Origin of the sequence: Streptomyces sp. NPDC088197, from assembly GCF_044741185.1 — a bacterium.
Taxonomy (GTDB): Bacteria; Actinomycetota; Actinomycetes; order Streptomycetales; family Streptomycetaceae; genus Actinacidiphila.
On sequence record NZ_JBIUSD010000006.1, the window covers coordinates 136,987 to 153,285 of the forward strand.

Annotated in this window: 17 protein-coding genes; 13 read left to right on the forward strand and 4 right to left on the reverse strand. The window is 71.1% G+C overall.

Annotated elements, in window-relative coordinates; genetic code table 11:
* Window positions 1-14 precede the first annotated feature (14 nt).
* The 6 genes from argJ to argH all read left to right on the forward strand — a co-directional run bounded on the left by argJ (window position 15) and on the right by argH (window position 6,703).
* The gene (gene argJ, locus ACIOC1_RS16920) at window positions 15-1,175 is read left to right on the forward strand and encodes a bifunctional glutamate N-acetyltransferase/amino-acid acetyltransferase ArgJ (RefSeq protein WP_391160883.1); all 1,161 of its coding nucleotides are present in this window, start codon (window positions 15-17) and stop codon (window positions 1,173-1,175) included.
* Entirely contained in the window at window positions 1,172-2,170 is a 999-nt protein-coding gene (argB, locus tag ACIOC1_RS16925) for an acetylglutamate kinase (RefSeq protein ID WP_391160881.1), read from the forward strand. Before argJ ends, argB begins: the two co-directional genes overlap by 4 nt.
* Entirely contained in the window at window positions 2,167-3,372 is a 1,206-nt protein-coding gene (locus tag ACIOC1_RS16930; protein WP_401855022.1) for an acetylornithine transaminase, read from the forward strand. The genes argB and ACIOC1_RS16930 overlap by 4 nt, the downstream gene beginning before the upstream one ends.
* A gap of 16 nt (window positions 3,373-3,388) precedes the next feature.
* Window positions 3,389-3,922 carry an arginine repressor gene (locus ACIOC1_RS16935; protein WP_188280110.1) on the forward strand — a complete coding sequence of 178 codons (534 nt, stop codon included), beginning with the start codon at window positions 3,389-3,391 and terminating at the stop codon, window positions 3,920-3,922.
* 115 nt (window positions 3,923-4,037) lie between these two features.
* Window positions 4,038-5,234 carry an argininosuccinate synthase gene (locus ACIOC1_RS16940; protein WP_355332643.1) on the forward strand — a complete coding sequence of 399 codons (1,197 nt, stop codon included), beginning with the start codon at window positions 4,038-4,040 and terminating at the stop codon, window positions 5,232-5,234.
* On the forward strand, window positions 5,231-6,703 hold the full coding sequence (argH, locus tag ACIOC1_RS16945; protein ID WP_401855026.1) for an argininosuccinate lyase: 1,473 nt from the start codon (window positions 5,231-5,233) through the stop codon (window positions 6,701-6,703). Before ACIOC1_RS16940 ends, argH begins: the two co-directional genes overlap by 4 nt.
* A gap of 262 nt (window positions 6,704-6,965) precedes the next feature.
* Here argH and ACIOC1_RS16950 read toward each other — a convergent pair whose 3' ends face one another.
* The gene (locus ACIOC1_RS16950) at window positions 6,966-7,634 is read right to left on the reverse strand and encodes a lysophospholipid acyltransferase family protein (RefSeq protein WP_355332639.1); all 669 of its coding nucleotides are present in this window, start codon (window positions 7,632-7,634) and stop codon (window positions 6,966-6,968) included.
* 259 nt (window positions 7,635-7,893) lie between these two features.
* On the opposite strand from ACIOC1_RS16950, the gene ACIOC1_RS16955 reads away from it, so the two are divergent.
* The 3 genes from ACIOC1_RS16955 (at window position 7,894) to ACIOC1_RS16965 (ending at window position 10,503) form a co-directional block, all read left to right on the forward strand.
* Window positions 7,894-9,075, forward strand: coding sequence for a glycerophosphodiester phosphodiesterase (locus tag ACIOC1_RS16955; RefSeq protein WP_401855029.1), 1,182 nt, complete (start codon window positions 7,894-7,896; stop codon window positions 9,073-9,075).
* A gap of 134 nt (window positions 9,076-9,209) precedes the next feature.
* The gene (locus ACIOC1_RS16960) at window positions 9,210-9,791 is read left to right on the forward strand and encodes a sigma-70 family RNA polymerase sigma factor (RefSeq protein ID WP_391160874.1); all 582 of its coding nucleotides are present in this window, start codon (window positions 9,210-9,212) and stop codon (window positions 9,789-9,791) included.
* Window positions 9,792-9,996: 205 nt separating this feature from the next.
* Complete coding sequence (locus ACIOC1_RS16965; protein WP_355332631.1) at window positions 9,997-10,503, forward strand: GNAT family N-acetyltransferase; 507 nt, start codon at window positions 9,997-9,999, stop codon at window positions 10,501-10,503.
* A gap of 29 nt (window positions 10,504-10,532) precedes the next feature.
* Here ACIOC1_RS16965 and ACIOC1_RS16970 read toward each other — a convergent pair whose 3' ends face one another.
* Window positions 10,533-11,081 carry a hypothetical protein gene (locus ACIOC1_RS16970; RefSeq protein ID WP_401855033.1) on the reverse strand — a complete coding sequence of 183 codons (549 nt, stop codon included), beginning with the start codon at window positions 11,079-11,081 and terminating at the stop codon, window positions 10,533-10,535.
* Window positions 11,074-11,442: a hypothetical protein gene (locus ACIOC1_RS16975; protein ID WP_401307017.1), complete on the reverse strand. Its 369-nt coding sequence runs from the start codon at window positions 11,440-11,442 to the stop codon at window positions 11,074-11,076. Before ACIOC1_RS16975 ends, ACIOC1_RS16970 begins: the two co-directional genes overlap by 8 nt.
* A 437-nt stretch (window positions 11,443-11,879) precedes the next feature.
* Here ACIOC1_RS16975 and ACIOC1_RS16980 point away from each other — a divergent pair, with 437 nt between their 5' ends.
* The 3 genes from ACIOC1_RS16980 to ACIOC1_RS16990 all read left to right on the forward strand — a co-directional run bounded on the left by ACIOC1_RS16980 (window position 11,880) and on the right by ACIOC1_RS16990 (window position 14,621).
* A complete protein-coding gene (locus ACIOC1_RS16980; protein WP_401855036.1) occupies window positions 11,880-12,956 on the forward strand; it encodes a methionine ABC transporter ATP-binding protein in 1,077 nt (358 codons plus the stop codon).
* Window positions 12,953-13,663: a methionine ABC transporter permease gene (locus tag ACIOC1_RS16985; RefSeq protein ID WP_355332624.1), complete on the forward strand. Its 711-nt coding sequence runs from the start codon at window positions 12,953-12,955 to the stop codon at window positions 13,661-13,663. The genes ACIOC1_RS16980 and ACIOC1_RS16985 overlap by 4 nt, the downstream gene beginning before the upstream one ends.
* A 106-nt stretch (window positions 13,664-13,769) precedes the next feature.
* A complete protein-coding gene (locus tag ACIOC1_RS16990) occupies window positions 13,770-14,621 on the forward strand; it encodes a MetQ/NlpA family ABC transporter substrate-binding protein (protein WP_391126216.1) in 852 nt (283 codons plus the stop codon).
* 41 nt (window positions 14,622-14,662) lie between these two features.
* Here ACIOC1_RS16990 and ACIOC1_RS16995 read toward each other — a convergent pair whose 3' ends face one another.
* Window positions 14,663-15,448 carry a class I SAM-dependent methyltransferase gene (locus ACIOC1_RS16995; RefSeq protein WP_355332619.1) on the reverse strand — a complete coding sequence of 262 codons (786 nt, stop codon included), beginning with the start codon at window positions 15,446-15,448 and terminating at the stop codon, window positions 14,663-14,665.
* A 185-nt stretch (window positions 15,449-15,633) separates the two neighbouring features.
* Here ACIOC1_RS16995 and ACIOC1_RS17000 point away from each other — a divergent pair, with 185 nt between their 5' ends.
* Window positions 15,634-16,290, forward strand: a complete 657-nt coding sequence (locus ACIOC1_RS17000) for a GNAT family N-acetyltransferase (protein WP_355332616.1) — start codon at window positions 15,634-15,636, stop codon at window positions 16,288-16,290.
* The last annotated feature ends 9 nt before the right edge of the window (window positions 16,291-16,299 follow it).

The window sequence follows — 16,299 nt, forward strand, 5'->3', positions numbered from 1 at the left end:
AACGAGGAGAAGCAGTGAGTGTCACGGCAGCCAAGGGATTCACGGCGGCGGGGATCGCCGCCGGGATCAAGGAGAACGGCAACCCGGACCTGGCCCTCGTGGTCAACACCGGACCGCGCCGCGCCGCCGCGGGCGTCTTCACCTCCAACCGCGTGAAGGCCGCGCCGGTGCTCTGGTCGGAGCAGGTCGTCAAGGGCGGCTCCGTCGCCGCCGTGGTCCTCAACTCCGGTGGCGCCAACGCCTGTACGGGCCCGCAGGGCTTCCAGGACACGCACGCGACCGCGGAGAAGGTCGCCGAGGTCCTCGGCGCCGACGACCACGGCGCGGGCGAGATCGCGGTCGCCTCGACCGGCCTGATCGGTCTGCCGCTCCCGATGGACAAGCTGCTGCCGGGAGTCGAGAAGGCCGCGGCCGAACTGTCCGAGTACGGCGGCGAGAAGGCCGCCATCGCCATCAAGACCACCGACACCGTGCACAAGACGGCCGTCGCGGGCGGCGCGGGCTGGACCGTCGGCGGCATGGCCAAGGGCGCGGGCATGCTCGCGCCGGGCCTGGCCACCATGCTGGTCGTCCTCACCACGGACGCCGACGTGGAAGCCCCCGCCCTGGACACGGCGCTGCGCGCCGCCACCCGGCTGACCTTCGACCGGATCGACTCCGACGGCTGCATGTCGACCAACGACACCGTGCTGCTGCTGGCCTCGGGGGCGTCCGGAATCGCCCCGGAGCACGAGGAGTTCGCCGAGGCGGTCCGCGCGGTCTGCGGCGACCTCGCCCGCCAGCTCATCGGCGACGCCGAGGGCGCCTCGAAGGACATCAGGATCGAGGTCGTCAACGCGGCCTCCGAGGACGACGCCGTCGAGGTGGGCCGCTCCATCGCCCGTAACAACCTCCTCAAGTGCGCGATCCACGGCGAGGACCCCAACTGGGGCCGTGTGCTGTCCGCGATCGGCACGACCTCGGCCGCCTTCGAGCCCGACCGGCTCAATGTCGCCATCAACGGCGTGTGGGTGTGCAGGAACGGCTCGGTCGGCGAGGACCGCGACCTGGTCGACATGCGGTTCCGCGAGGTGGTCGTCACGGCGGACCTCGCGGCCGGTACGGAGTCCGCGGTGATCTGGGCGAACGACCTCACCGCCGACTACGTCCACGAGAACAGCGCGTACAGCTCATGACCGACGATCGGAACCCCGGAGCCGCGAAGCCGGAGGGCCGGCCCACCGCGCGCAAGCACACGGCGCTGCCCAAGGCCCAGATCCTCATCGAGGCGCTGCCGTGGCTGACCCGCCACAACGGCAGGGTCGTCGTCATCAAATTCGGCGGAAACGCCATGGTGGACGAGGAGTTGAAGGCCGCCTTCGCGCAGGACGTGGTCTTTCTGCGGCAGGCGGGCCTCAAGCCGGTCGTCGTGCACGGCGGCGGCCCGCAGATCAACGCGCAGCTCGACCGGCACGGCCTGGTCAGCGAGTTCAAGGCCGGTCTGCGGGTGACCACGCCCGAGGCGATGGACGTGGTCCGGATGGTGCTGGCGGGCCAGGTCCAGCGCGAGCTGGTCGGACTGCTCAACCAGCACGGCCCGTTGGCCGTCGGCATGACCGGCGAGGACGCCCACACCATCACCGCCACCCGCCACCGCCCGCGTATCGACGGCGAGTTGGTCGACATCGGCCGGGTCGGCGAGATCACCGCCATCGACACCGGCGCGATCGAGGCGCTGCTGGCCGACGGCCGTATCCCGGTCGTCTCCTCCATCGCGCGCTCCGCCGACGACCACCACGTCTACAACGTCAACGCCGACACGGCCGCCGCCGCCCTGGCCGCCGCGCTGGGCGCCGAGACGCTGATGGTCCTCACCGACGTCGAGGGCCTGTACGAGGACTGGCCGAACAGCGACGACGTCATCAGCCGCCTGACCGCGACGGAGCTGGAGAAGCTGCTGCCCGACCTGTCCAGCGGCATGGTCCCCAAGATGCGGGGCTGCCTGTTCGCCGTGCGCAACGGCGTGAACACCGCCCGCGTCATCGACGGCCGGGTCCAGCACTCGATCCTGCTGGAGATCTTCACCGACGAGGGCATCGGCACGATGGTCGTGCCGGACGACGTCACCGACGCGGCCGGCGCACCGGCTGCGGGCACCGTATCCGACCAGGGAGAAGGAGAAGCGCGGTGAGCGGCAACGAGGGACTGACCCAGCGCTGGCAGGGCTCGCTCATGGACAACTACGGCACCCCGCGCATCCCGCTGGTCCGCGGCGCGGGCGCCAGATTCTGGGACGCCGACGGCAAGGAGTACGTCGACTTCCTCGGCGGCATCGCGGTCAACTCCCTCGGCACCGCGCACCCCGCGGTCGTCGAGGCGGTGACCCGGCAGATCTCCTCGCTCGGCCATGTGTCCAACCTCTTCGTCGCCGAACCGCCCGTCGCGCTCGCCGAGCGGCTGCTCCAGCTCTCCGGCCGCCCCGGCCGGGTCTTCTTCGCCAACTCCGGCGCCGAGGCCAACGAAGCGGCCTTCAAGATCGGCCGGTTGACGGGGCGTCAGCACATGGTCGCCACGAACGGCGCCTTCCACGGCCGCACGATGGGCTCGCTCGCGCTGACCGGCCAGCCCAAGAAGCGCGAGGCGTTCGAGCCGCTGCCCGGCGACGTCACGCACGTGCCGTACGGCGACGCGGACGCGCTGCGGGCGGCCGTCACCACCGACACCGCGCTGGTGATCATCGAGCCGATCCAGGGCGAGAACGGTGTGGTCGTGCCGCCGCCCGGCTACCTCGCCGCCGCCCGCGAGATCACCGCGGCCACCGGCACGCTGCTGGTGCTCGACGAGGTGCAGACCGGCATCGGCAGGACCGGCCACTGGTTCGAGTGCCAGGCACAGGGTGTCGAGCCGGACGTGGTGACCCTGGCCAAGGGCCTCGGCGCGGGCCTGCCGATCGGCGCCGCCCTCGCCTTCGGCCCGGCCGCGGAGCTGATGACGCCCGGCGCCCACGGCACCACCTTCGGCGGCAATCCGGTCGCCTGCGCCGCCGCGCTCGCCGTCCTCGACACGATCGCGGCCGACGGCCTGCTCGACCACGTCAAGCGGCAGGGCGAGAAGCTGCGGCAGGGCGTCGAGGCGCTGCGACACCCGTTGGTCGATCATGTGCGCGGTTCGGGCCTGCTGCTGGGTATCGTGCTCACCGAGCCGCTCTCAGCGCAGATCCAGAAGGCGGCTCAGGATGCCGGGTTCCTGGTCAACGCCGCCGTGCCCGACACGGTACGGCTCGCGCCCCCGCTGATCGTCGGCGACGACGACACGGACGCGTTCCTCCAGGCGCTGCCCGGCGTCCTCGACCAGGTGCACCGGGCCTCCGGGGCGAGCGGAGCCGGAGAATGACGGAGTTGACACGACGATGACCGAGGCGCAGCAGCACAACGGCAGCCAGGCCGTACCGCAGACCCGTACCGCGCGGCACCGCAGGATCGTGGACATCCTCGGCCGCCAGCCGGTCAGGTCGCAGAGCCAGCTCGCCAAGCTGCTCGCCGACGACGGGCTGAGCGTCACCCAGGCGACGCTCAGCCGCGACCTCGACGAACTCGGCGCGGTCAAGATCCGCACCAACGACGGCGAACTCATCTACGCCGTCCCCTCCGAGGGCGGCTTCCGCACCCCGCAGGCCCCGCTCGGCGAGTCCGTCAAGGAAGAGCGCATGCGGCGCCTGGCCGCCGAACTCCTCATCTCCGCCGAGGCGTCCGCCAACCTCGTCGTCGTCCGCACCCCGCCCGGCGCCGCCCAGTTCCTCGCCTCCGCCATGGACCAGGCCGAGGTCTACGACATCCTCGGCACCATCGCGGGCGACGACACCGTCGTCCTGATCAGCCGCGACCCGGCCGGCGGCCAGAAACTCGCCGACCACCTGCTCCGCCTCGCCCAGGGCGAGGCATAGCTCCGGTCCGGCCGGTTATACGGTCTCACACCCCCCTCTGACCTGCCGCGTTGACGAAGCATACGGTCGAGTGCATACTTATACCAGTCAGCGTATGCATCGTAAGGAGAGCCCCGTGACCGAGCGCGTCGTACTCGCCTACTCCGGCGGTCTGGACACGTCCGTCGCCATCGGCTGGATCGCCGAGGAGACCGGCGCCGAAGTCATCGCGGTCGCGGTGGACGTCGGCCAGGGCGGCGAGGACCTGGACGTCATCCGCAAGCGGGCGCTCGCCTGCGGGGCGGTCGAGGCCGAGGTCGCGGACGCCAAGGACGAGTTCGCCGACGAGTACTGCCTCCCGGCGATCAAGGCCAACGCCCTCTACATGGACCGGTATCCGCTGGTGTCCGCGCTGTCGCGGCCGGCCATCGTGAAGCACCTGGTGGCCGCAGCCAACAAGCACGGCGCCACCACCGTCGCGCACGGCTGCACCGGCAAGGGCAACGACCAGGTGCGGTTCGAGGCGGGCATCTCCTCGCTGGCGCCCGACCTGAGGTGCATCGCGCCGGTCCGCGACTACGCGATGACCCGCGACAAGGCCATCGCCTTCTGCGAGGAGAAGAACCTCCCGATCGCGACCACCAAGAAGTCGCCGTACTCCATCGACCAGAACGTCTTCGGGCGGGCCGTCGAGACCGGCTTCCTGGAGGACATCTGGAACGCGCCGATCGAGGACGTGTACGAGTACACGCAGAATCCGGCCGAGCCGCGCGAGGCCGACGAGGTGGTCATCACCTTCAAGCAGGGCGTCCCGGTGGCCATCGACGGCAAGCCGGTCAGCGTGCTCGAAGCCATCCAGCAGCTCAATGTGCGGGCCGGGGCCCAGGGCATCGGCCGGATCGACATCGTCGAGGACCGGCTGGTCGGCATCAAGTCCCGTGAGATCTACGAGGCGCCGGGCGCCATCGCGCTGATCACCGCGCACCAGGAGCTGGAGAACGTCACCGTCGAGCGCGAACTGGCCCGGTACAAGCGGCAGGTCGAGCAGCGCTGGGGCGAACTGGTCTACGACGGCCTGTGGTTCTCCCCGCTCAAGCGGGCGCTCGACGGCTTCATCGCCGAGGCCAACGAGCACGTCTCCGGCGACATCCGGATGACCATGCACGGCGGCCGGGCCGTCGTCACCGGCCGGAAGTCCGGCGAGTCGCTGTACGACTTCAACCTGGCGACGTACGACACCGGCGACACCTTCGACCAGTCGCTGTCCAAGGGCTTCATCGAGATCTTCGGCATGTCCAGCAAGATCGCCGCGAAGCGGGACCTGACGAAGTGACGGACACGAACACCGGCGGCTCCGGCGGCGGCGACGACAACCTGCGGCTGTGGGGCGGCCGGTTCGCCGACGGCCCCGCCGAGGCGCTGGCCAAGCTCTCCGCCTCCGTGCACTTCGACTTCCGGCTCGCGCCGTACGACATCGCGGGCTCCCGCGCGCACGCCCGGGTGCTGCACAAGGCGGGGCTGCTGACCGCCGACGAGCTGGACCGGATGATCGCCGGACTCGACGCGCTCGAAGCGGACGTGGCCTCCGGCGACTTCGCCGGCACCATCGCCGACGAGGACGTGCACACCGCGCTGGAACGCGGCCTGCTGGAGCGGGTCGGCGCCGACCTCGGCGGCAAGCTGCGGGCCGGACGCTCGCGCAACGACCAGGTCGCCACGCTCTTCCGGATGTACCTGCGCGACCACGCGCGGACCATCGGCGGGCTCATCGCCGACCTCCAGAGCGCGCTGGTCGGCCTCGCCGAGGCGCACCCGGACACCGCGATGCCCGGCCGCACCCACCTCCAGCACGCCCAGCCCGTGCTCTTCGCACACCACGTGCTCGCCCACGTACAGGCGCTGTCACGGGACGCGGAGCGGCTGCGGCAGTGGGACGACCGCACGGCCGTCTCCCCGTACGGGTCCGGCGCGCTCGCCGGGTCCTCGCTCGGCCTGGACCCGGAGGCCGTCGCCAAGGAACTCGGCTTCCAGCACGGCTCGGTGGGCAACTCCATCGACGGCACGGCGTCCCGCGACTTCGCCGCCGAATTCGCCTTCGTCACCGCGATGATCGGTGTCAACCTCTCCCGGATCGCCGAAGAGGTCATCCTGTGGAACACGAAGGAATTCTCCTTCGTGACCCTGCACGACGCCTTCTCCACCGGCTCGTCGATCATGCCGCAGAAGAAGAACCCCGACATCGCGGAGCTGGCGCGCGGCAAGTCCGGACGGCTCATCGGCAACCTCACCGGACTGATGGCCACGCTCAAGGCGCTGCCGCTCGCGTACAACCGCGACCTCCAGGAGGACAAGGAGCCGCTGTTCGACTCCTGCGACCAACTGGAGGTGCTGCTCCCGGCGTTCACCGGCATGATGGCCACGCTCACCGTCCACCGGGAGCGGATGGAGACCCTGGCACCGGCCGGTTTCTCGCTCGCCACCGACATCGCCGAGTGGCTGGTCAAGCAGGGCGTGCCCTTCCGGGTCGCGCACGAGGTCGCGGGGGAGTGCGTCAAGGTCTGCGAGGCCGAGGGCATCGAACTCGACCAGCTCACCGACGAGCAGTTCGCGAAGATCTCCGCGCATCTGACGCCCGAGGTACGCCATGTCCTCGACGTCCCCGGCGCGTTGGCCTCCCGCAACGGACGCGGCGGCACGGCGCCTTCCGCCGTCGCCGTACAACTCGCCGAGATCAAGGCGGATCTGACGGTGCAGCACACCTGGGCGCACGCCTGGGACGGGGCGGACGGCGACGCCGTCTAATCGCGGTACTGGGCGGCTCGGTGAAACGCGGGCCGATCGGTTTGGTGTTGGGGTCCCGCGCGGCCAGTCCGTTCAGGATGGTGTCGTCGGTCGAGGCCGAGTCGACATGGCCGGGCTGCATCAGCATCAGGCAGTCCGTCCAGTCGTCGACGCCCGCGATCAGCCGTCCGCGGCGAGCCGCCGAACGGCCACCGCCAGCCGCGTAACCGGCCCCCGTGAACCCGCCATGTCACGGCGGGCGCCGGGCGCGGCCCCCGCCCTATCAGGCGGCCTTGGCCTTCGTCGCGTAGATGTCCACGTACTCCTGGCCGCCGAGCCGCATGACCTCGCTCATGACCTCGTCGGTCAGGGCGCGCAGCACATAGCGGTCGCGGTCCATGCCCTCGTAACGGGAGAAGGTCAGCGGGGAGCCGAAGCGGATGGTGACCGGGGCGATCCGGGGCATCCCCTTGCCGCCGGGCTGCACCTTGTCGGTGCCGACCATCGCGAAGGGCACCACCGGGGCGCCGGTCATCAGGGCCAACCGGGCGATTCCGGTCCGGCCGCGGTACAGACGGCCATCGGGGGAACGCGTGCCCTCGGGGTAGATGCCGAAGATCTTGCCCTCGTCCAGCACGCGGCGGCCGGTCATCAGCGCCGCGACACCGCCGTGGCCGCCGTCCCGGTCCACCGGGATCATGCCGCAGGTGGTGAAGAACCAGGCCATCAGCCGGCCCTTGACGCCCTTGCCCGTCACGTACTCGTCCTTGCCGATGAAGTACACCTGCCGGTCCACCACCAGCGACAGGAACATCGAGTCGACGAAGGTGACGTGATTCCCGGCCAAGATCACCGGACCGTCACCGGGGATGCCGTCCACGCCCTCGACCACGGGGCGGTACAGGACGCGCATGAGCACTCCGAGAATCGCCTTGAGCAAGCTGCGGGACATGCGGGACAACGGATCCTCCGGTTCGGACACGCCTGGGCGGGACGGACGGCGGCGGTGCTGCGATGTCGCGGTACGACGGCAGCCTGACCGCAGGACCGGCGGGACCGCGGGACGCCGCACCGTACACAAGGACGATACTTCCGCGCGGGGCCCCGCCGCACGCCGGGTTCACACGTCCGCTACGCAGTGTTGACACGCGTTAGGTGTGTGTTACGGCTGATGTCGACGGGGCGACAGACTTTCACGGCACGATGCGCGCATGACGGATGACCAGCACAAGACCGGCCTCGGCAGGCGCGCTGTCCTGTCCGCGGCGGCACTCGGCGCGGGCGGCGCGGTACTCGGCACGGCCGGTACGGCGCAGGCCCGGGAACAGTCCACCGCCCGGCCCCGGCACGGCGCCCCCGGCCACGGCGGCACGCCCAAGCTGCCGGTCCCGACCATCGTCGGGCACCGCGGCAGCGCCGGATACCGGCCCGAGCACACCTTCGGCTCCTACGAGTACGCGCTGGAGATCGGCGCGGACGTCGTCGAGCAGGATGTCGTACCCACCAGGGACGGCCACCTCGTCTGCCGCCACGAGCCGGAGATCGGCGGCACCACCGACGTCGCCGACCACCCGGAGTTCGCCGGCCGCAAAACCACCAAGACCATCGACGGCACCCCCACCACCGGCTGGTTCACCGAGGACTTCACCCTCGCCGAACTCAAGCGGCTGCGCGCCGTCGAACGGCTGCCCGCCGTCCGCCAGCGCAACACCGTCTACAACGGCCGCTGGGCGATCCCCACCTTCGAGGAGGTGCTGGCCTGGGCCGACCGCGAGGGCCGCAAGCGCGGCAAGCCGGTCTGGCTGCACACCGAGACCAAGCACCCCACGTACTTCCGCGGCATCGGCCTGCCGCTGGAGGAGCGGCTGATCAAGCTGCTCAAGCAGTACGGCAGGCACCGCGCCGACGCCCCGCAGTTCCTCCAGTCCTTCGAGGCGCAGAGCCTCCAGCGGCTCGGCGCGCTCGGCGGCGCCGCGCCCAAGATCTTCCTGCTCAACGGCCTCACCTCGCGGCCCTGGGACTTCGTCGTCTCCGGCGACAAGCGGACCGTGGCCGACCTCGTCACCCCGGCCGGGCTGCGCTGGATCGCCGGATTCGCCCAGGGCATCGGCCCGACCACCGACGTGATCATCCCGCGCGACGCCTCGGGCAGGCTGCTCCGGCCCACCGCCGTCGTCAAGGACGCGCACAAGGCCGGTCTGGTGCTGCACCCCTTCACCGCGCGCAACGAGAACCAGTTCCTGCCCGCCGACTTCCAGGTCGGCACCGACCCCAACGCGTACGGCGACCCGCTGGCCGCCTTCAAGACGTGGTTCGCGACCGGCATCGACGGCCTGTTCACCGACAACGCCGACACCGCCGTACTGGCCCGCGAGGACTTCTGGACGTCCTGAACCCGGACGTCCTGAACCCGGACGTCCTGAACCCGGACGTCCTGAACCGCCACCGCCACTCCATGTGGTGAAAACGGCCGCGCCGGGCAACCGCCCGGCGCGGCCGTCTCGTGCCAGCGGATATGCAGATCCCCATGGACCACCCCGACCTGTCCGCGGCCCCGCACGCCGACGACCGCGCCCGCCGTCCCGCGGACACCCCCGCGGACCCCTACGCGCCGCTCGGGCCGCTGCTGGCCGCCGAGGCCGCGGCCGAGGCGCTGCCCGGCGGCGGTGTCGAGGCCGCCGACCTCGAACAGGCCGTCTGGCTGCGGCTGCTGGAACTGGGCGGCCCGCCGCCCGAGCCGGACCGCTGGGTGCGCCGCGCGGTCCGCGCCGAGGCCCGCGCCCACGCCCGCCGCATCCGCAGCGAACGCCCGTACGGGGACCCGGACGCCGCGGGGCCGCCCGCGCAGCTGCGCGGGGTCGAGGAGTTGGTGCTGGCGGCGGAGCAACACCGTACGGTCCAGGCGGCGGTACGGCGGCTGCCCGGCCGCTGCCCGCAGGTCGTCACGGCCCTGATGTCCCGTTCCGACCCCACTTACCGGGAAATCTCCCGCGAGTTGGGAATCTCACAGGGCAGCATCGGACCGCTGAGGTCGCGCTGCCTCGGCTGTCTTCGGACGATCCTGAATTCGAGGGTTGGATCCCCGGTGAGACGGGGTAATGCACGGTAAACAGTCGGCGGCAGTGGGCACCCTTGGCGCGCCCGTACGAGACTGAACTGGGTGGGGCGCAGGCGGTACCCCGCCGAAGGGTTTGTGCGATCATCGGCGCCACGGAGGCGGCGCATATCCGCACCAACTCCGTTCAGGCACTCGTTCCGGGCGCATACCTCACCCTCAAACTGCCCGGACGGATTCGAAGGGGAGGCCTGCGCGCATGGGCATGAGCGTGACCATCTCTACGGCGGAGCACTCGGACGCCGAGAAGATCCTCAAACTCCAGTACCTCTGCTACCAGAGCGAGGCGGAGCTGTACGGCGACTACAGCATCGAACCTCTCACCCAGACCCTGGACGAGCTGCGTGCCGAACTCGCCGGGGGGTGCGTCCTGGTGGCGCGCCTGGGCGACGAGGTCGTCGGCTCGGTACGCGGAGTCGTCGACGACGACGGCACCGCGCGGATCGGGAAACTGATCGTCCACCCGCGACTTCAACGACACGGCCTCGGCGGGCGGCTGCTCAACGCCGTCGAGGAGCGACTGGCGGCCGAGGAGGAGGCCAAGCGCTACCGGCTCTTCACCGGCCACCGCAGCCAGGTCAATCTGCGGATGTACCGCAAGCTCGGTTACGAGCAGGTGGGCGCCGCGGAGCCGGTCAGCCGTCGGCTGAGCCTGGTGACCATGGAGAAGGCCGCCGCCACGGCGGGCTACGCGGCCACCGCCTGAGCCGCGTTCCACGGCGCCTCGCGTACGGATCAGGCCCCGGACCCGGTCTGCTGTTCCTGTGGCCGCCCCGCCTCGCGGGCGGCACGGCGCAGCCACAGCAGACCGGCCACGGGGAGGGCCAGCGGCAGGAAGAGGTAGCCGATCCCGAAGTCCGACCAGACGGTCGCGTCGGGGAAGGCCGAGGAGTCCACGACCGTCAGGGTGCCCACCGCGATCACACCGGCCAGCTCGGCCGAGCAGCACACCAGCGCCACCTTGCGGGCCGCCTCGCCGCCCTTCCACAGCGCGACGGTGATCACCGCGTAGACCACGCCCGCGACGCCTGACAGGACGTACGCCAGCGGTGCCTCGTGGTACTTGGTCGCGATCTGCACGATCGACCGGGACAGCGCCGCGACGGTGAAGACCGCGTAGAGCGAGAGCAGCAGCCGGCCGGGGCCCTGGCCGATCCGCGTCCCCGGCGCGTCCTCGGCCGCCTCGGCCGCGGTGCCGTCCCCCGTGTCCTTCATGCCGTCCGTGCCCTTCGTCAGCGTCTTCGTCCGTGCCCGTGCGCGTGTCGCGCGTGTGCCGTCAGCCATGGCCGGCTCCCCAGATCTCGTTGAGCCGCAGTTCGAGCACGGCCAGCACCACACCGCCGGCCGCCACGATCGCCGAGCCCCAACGCGTCCGCTCGGCAAGGGACATGAAGGCCGCCGCCGGGATCGTCACGGCCGCGCCCAGCAGATACGGGAGGAAGACCGCCATCCCGTGCTGCGGCCGGTCGCCGCGGGCGAGCTGCACGATCGCGATCACGAGCTGCACCAGCGCGGCCGCGGTGACCACGGCCATCGCGATGAAGTGCCAGTCGTTGGTCGGCTGGTCACGGTACGCGGCGAAACCGCACCACGCCGCGAGCAGCAGCGCCGTGACCGAGACCGTGATGAGGACCGCGTCGAGCATGCGGCGACTCTATTACGGGGCGTGACGCCCGGATCTCCCACCCCTGCCCGCCCGGATCTCCCGTCCCCGCCCGCCCGGGGCGGCCCCGTGAGTGTGTCCGCATAATGAACAATCGGACCGGATTTCGGAACGCGGCCACCCGTCTGGTTTACTGGAACGCATGACCACGACGAACAGCCGCAGCCGCGCGACCGAGGCGATCACGCCCGGTGTTCGTTGTGCGTGTCGAATGTGTGACTGACCGAGGGCCCACCTCCACGCCTCGCGCCCCGAAGCGAGTGCCCCGCGTCACGCACCGGCGCAGCGCCCAGAGCGCCGCCGAAATCCTTTGAGGCCCGCCGCCCTTTCCGGTGTGCCGCCGCGTGCCGCGTCCCGAGAAGAACGCCCCCGTGTGCGGTGGTACGTCCGCCGCGCGCTCGACCCCGATGGACGCTCCTGTGATCACCACCACCGACCTGAGAAAGGTCTACCGCTCGCGCGACCGTGAGGTCACCGCCCTGGACGGGGTGGACCTGCGGGTACGCGAAGGCGAGGTCTACGGCGTCGTCGGCCGCAGCGGCGCGGGCAAGAGCACCCTGATCCGCTGCGTGAACCTGCTGGAGCGCCCCACCTCCGGCACCGTCGAGGTGGCGGGCCGCGACCTGACCGCGCTGGCCGGACGCTCCGACCGCGCCCCCGCCGCCCTGCGCGCCGCCCGCGCCGGGATCGGCATGGTCTTCCAGCACTTCAATCTGCTCTCCTCGCGCACCGTGCAGGACAACGTCGAACTCCCGCTGGAGATCCTGGGGATCTCCGGCCGCCAGCGGGCCCGCAAGGCCGGTGAACTCCTTGACCTGGTCGGCTTGTCCGACAAGGCCCGCGCCTACCCCGCGCAGCTGTCCGGCGGCCAGAAGCAGCGCGTCGGCATCGCCCGCGCCCTGGCGGGCGACCCCAAGGTGCTGCTCTCCGACGAGGCCACCTCGGCGCTCGACCCGGAGACCACCCGGTCCGTGCTGCGACTGCTGCGCGACCTCAACCGGCAGCTCGGCCTGACCGTCCTGCTGATCACCCACGAGATGGACGTCGTCAAGCAGGTCTGCGACTCGGCGGCACTCATGAAAGGCGGACGCGTAGTGGAGTCAGGCACCGTGGCCGAACTGCTGGCCACCCCCGGTTCCGAACTGGCCGACGAGCTGTTCCCCGTGGACGGCGACGCGTCGGGCCCCGACCGTACGGTGGTCGACCTCACCTTCCACGGCGACAGCGCGACCCGGCCGGTGATCTCCCGGCTGGCGCGCACGTACAACGTGGACATCTCCATCCTCGGCGCGGCCATGGAGACCTACGACGGGCGGCAGATCGGCCGGATGCGGATCGAGCTGCCGGGCCGCTTCGAGGACAACGTGGTGCCGATCGGCTACCTGCGCGAGCAGGGCCTGGACGTCGCCGTCGTCGCCGCCAAGGCCGAGCCGGTCGCGGCAGGAGACACGGCGGGGGAGAAGGCCGGGAACACGGTCGGGGAGACGGCGAAGTGACCTGGTCCGAGATGCACCCGCTGCTCACGCAGGCGGGTGGCGAGACGCTGCGCATGGTCGCCTGGGCCACGGTCATATCGGTGGCCGCGGGGCTGCCGATCGGTGTCCTGCTGGTCCTCACCGACCGGGGCGGCCTGCTGCGCTGTCTGCCCGTCAACCGCGTCCTCGGCGTCGTCGTGAACATCGGCAGGTCGCTGCCGTTCGTGATCCTGATGATCGCCCTGATGTCCTTCACCCGGGCGATCGTCGGCACCACCATCGGCTGGGAGGCGGCCGTCGTCCCGCTGGCCGTCGGCGCGATCCCGTTCTTCGCCCGGCTGGTCGAGACGGCGGTCCGCGAGGTGGACCACGGCCTGGTGGAGGCCGTCCAGGCGATGGGCGGCAGTACGTGGACGGTGGTCCGCAAGGTGCTGCTGCCGGAGTCGCTCGCCTCACTGATCGCCAGCGCCACCACCACCGTCATCGCGCTGATCGGCTACTCCGCGATGGCCGGGGTGGTCGGCGGCGGCGGCCTCGGCGACCTCGCGCTGCGCTACGGCTACCAGCGCTTCGAGACCGGCTTCATGTGGGTGATCGTCGCCGTGCTCGTCGTCGTGGTCACCCTCGTCCAGCTCGTCGGGGACTTCGCCGCCCGCACCGTCGCCCGCCGCGGCCGGTCCGGCGCGGCCCCCCGGCTGCGCCTGCTGCGCCCGGCGACAGCCTCCTGACCGCCCGACTCTCCCGTCCCGACCCGCTTCTGTCCCCCTGGCACCGCAGCGTCGCGGCGCCGTACCACCCAGCACGACCCGGATAAACCAGAAAGAGGCACTTTTCGTGCGAAAGAACACCACCATCACTGCCGCCGTCCTCGCCGCCGCCGCGCTCTCGCTCGGCCTCACCGCCTGCGGCTCCGACTCCGACTCCAAGGCGAGCGCCAAGGACACCAGCGGCCCGCTCGTGGTCGCGGCCAGCCCCACCCCGCACGCGCAGATCCTCGACTACGTCAAGGACCACCTGGCGAAGAAGGCCGGACTCGACCTCCAGGTCAAGGAGTTCTCCGACTACGTGCTGCCCAACACCGCCACCGAGCAGGGCGAGGTCGGCGCGAACTTCTTCCAGCACAAGCCCTACCTGGACGACTTCAACAAGAAGAACGGCACCCACATCGTGCCCGTCGTCAACGTCGAGCTGGAGCCGCTGGGCCTGTACTCCCACAAGATCACGTCGATCGGCGCGCTCAAGGACGGCGCGAGCGTCGCCGTACCGAACGACACGACCAACGAGGCACGCGCGCTCAAGCTGCTCGCCGACAACGGCCTGATCACCCTCAAGGCGGGCACCGACCAGACCGCGACCCCCGCCGACGTCACGGCCAACCCGAAGCACCTGAAGTTCAAGGAGCTGGAGGCCGCCCAGCTCCCGCGCTCCCTGGACGACGTGGACGCGGGCGTGATCAACGGCAACTACGCGATCCAGGCCGACCTCAGCCCGGCCAAGGACGCGCTGGCGCTGGAGAAGGCGGACGGGAACCCGTACGCCAACTTCCTGGCCGTCAAGAAGGGCAACGAGAACGACCCGCGCGTGAAGAAGCTCGCCGAACTGCTCAACTCGCCCGAGGTGAAGCAGTACATCGAGACGACCTTCAAGGGCTCGGTGATACCGGCCTTCGGCGCCCCGGCGGCCTGACCGCCGCGCACGGGCCCCGCTCCCCCCGAGGGCGCGGGGCCTCAGCCGTGCCGCACCCAGTACACGTCCGTCACGTACGGCATCTCGATCGCGCCGCTGCTGCGCGTCGCGTGGTGCGCCCCCAGCACCGCCTCCAACTCCGCGCGCACCCGCCCCTGGGCGGTCGCGTCGAGGACGGCGATATGGCTGGACGACATCATCCGGTCGACGATGTCCGCGACCGTCGTGGAGTGCGGATTGGGCCAGTGCCGCTCCTCGATCGCCCCCCAGCCGGGCCGCGACTCGAACGGCTTGCGCCAGCCCGCGTCGCCGAGGCCGGAGGACAGCGGCGGGCGGGGCAGATCGCGCGGCGCCAGCCGGAAGTAGATGTCCTGGAAGTCGCGCATCCACGGCTCCGAGGTGTCGAAGGTGTTCCACACCAGCGCCAGCGCGCCGCCCGGCCGCAGCAGCCGCTCCACCTCGGTCAGCGCGGCCGGCTCCTCGAACCAGTGCCAGGACTGCGCCGCCACCACGGCGTCCGCGCAGCCGTCGGGCAGCCCCGTCGTCTCCGCCGTCCCCGCGTTCACCGCGACCGCGGGCAGCAGCTCGGCGAGCCGCTCCCGCATCTCCTTCACCGGCTCCACCGCGAGCACCTCGGCCCCGGTCAGTGCCAGCAGACGGGTGAACTTGCCGGTGCCCGCGCCGAGATCGACCACGGTACGGCCCGCTTCCAGGGGCAACGCGTCCGCCAGCGCGGCGAGCGCGGCGAGCGGATAGGAGGGCCGGGAGCTCTCGTAGACCTCCGCTGCCCGTTGATAGCCGACTCCTGCTGCGTGGTGCACTGTCACGCGGGCTGACGGTAGCAGGATCGGATGACGTTCACGGATACCCGCCCTGACCGGCATTCGCCCTACTCTGGAAGGGCGTTCGCCGCCGCGCACCCCACTCCCGCCCCGGCGACCCTGCCCGGCCCATGCCGTGCGGGATGCTGCATGCTGTGCAATCCACACATGCCCTGGTTACGGAGCAGCGAATGACGCCCACCTTTCCGGACATCTCCATCAGTACGGAGCGGCTGGTGCTGCGCGCGTACGAGGAGGCCGACATCCCCGCCCTGGCGGAGATGATGAACGACGAGCTGATCATCGCGTGGACCGGCGTACCGCAGCCGTATTCGCAGGACGACGCCCGCGCGTTCGTCACCAGGACCGCGCCGGCCGAGCGCGAGTCCGGCCGCGGCATCGTCCTGGCCGTCACCGAATTCCTCACCCAGCGGCTGGTCGGCACCGTCCACCTGCACAACACCGACTGGCGGATCCGCGGCAGCGAGGTGGGCTACCTCACCGCCGCCTGGGCGCGCGGCGAGGGATACGCCAGCGAATCGGTGCAGGCCGTCTGCCACTGGCTCTTCACCGACCAGCGCTTCGAACGGCTGGAGCTGCGCACCGCGGCCGACAACACCGCCTCCCAACAGGTCGCGCAGAAGATCGGCTGCGTCAGCGAGGGCGTACTGCGCAACGCGGGCATCGTCCGCAGCCAGACCGAGGACGGCCGCTGGGCCGAGATCCGCACCGACCTGCTGGTGTGGAGCGTGCTGCCCGAGGACCTGGACGACGGTCCGGGCCAGGCTTCCGGCGACGGCGGATACGACGCCCACGCCGACTTCAGCGCGTACGCCGACTGGCGCTGAGCCCTCCGG

Bases quoted from the DNA above. Each gene is read 5' to 3' on its own strand.
- argB (WP_391160881.1), top strand. From the start codon at position 1,172: ATGACCGACGATCGGAACCCCGGAGCCGCGAAGCCGGAGGGCCGGCCC.
- ACIOC1_RS16935 (WP_188280110.1), top strand. From the start codon at position 3,389: ATGACCGAGGCGCAGCAGCACAACGGCAGCCAGGCCGTACCGCAGACC.
- ACIOC1_RS16950 (WP_355332639.1), bottom strand. From the start codon at position 7,634: ATGTCCCGCAGCTTGCTCAAGGCGATTCTCGGAGTGCTCATGCGCGTC.
- ACIOC1_RS16955 (WP_401855029.1), top strand. From the start codon at position 7,894: ATGACGGATGACCAGCACAAGACCGGCCTCGGCAGGCGCGCTGTCCTG.
- ACIOC1_RS16960 (WP_391160874.1), top strand. From the start codon at position 9,210: ATGGACCACCCCGACCTGTCCGCGGCCCCGCACGCCGACGACCGCGCC.
- ACIOC1_RS16965 (WP_355332631.1), top strand. From the start codon at position 9,997: ATGGGCATGAGCGTGACCATCTCTACGGCGGAGCACTCGGACGCCGAG.
- ACIOC1_RS16970 (WP_401855033.1), bottom strand. From the start codon at position 11,081: ATGGCTGACGGCACACGCGCGACACGCGCACGGGCACGGACGAAGACG.
- ACIOC1_RS16975 (WP_401307017.1), bottom strand. From the start codon at position 11,442: ATGCTCGACGCGGTCCTCATCACGGTCTCGGTCACGGCGCTGCTGCTC.
- ACIOC1_RS17000 (WP_355332616.1), top strand. From the start codon at position 15,634: ATGACGCCCACCTTTCCGGACATCTCCATCAGTACGGAGCGGCTGGTG.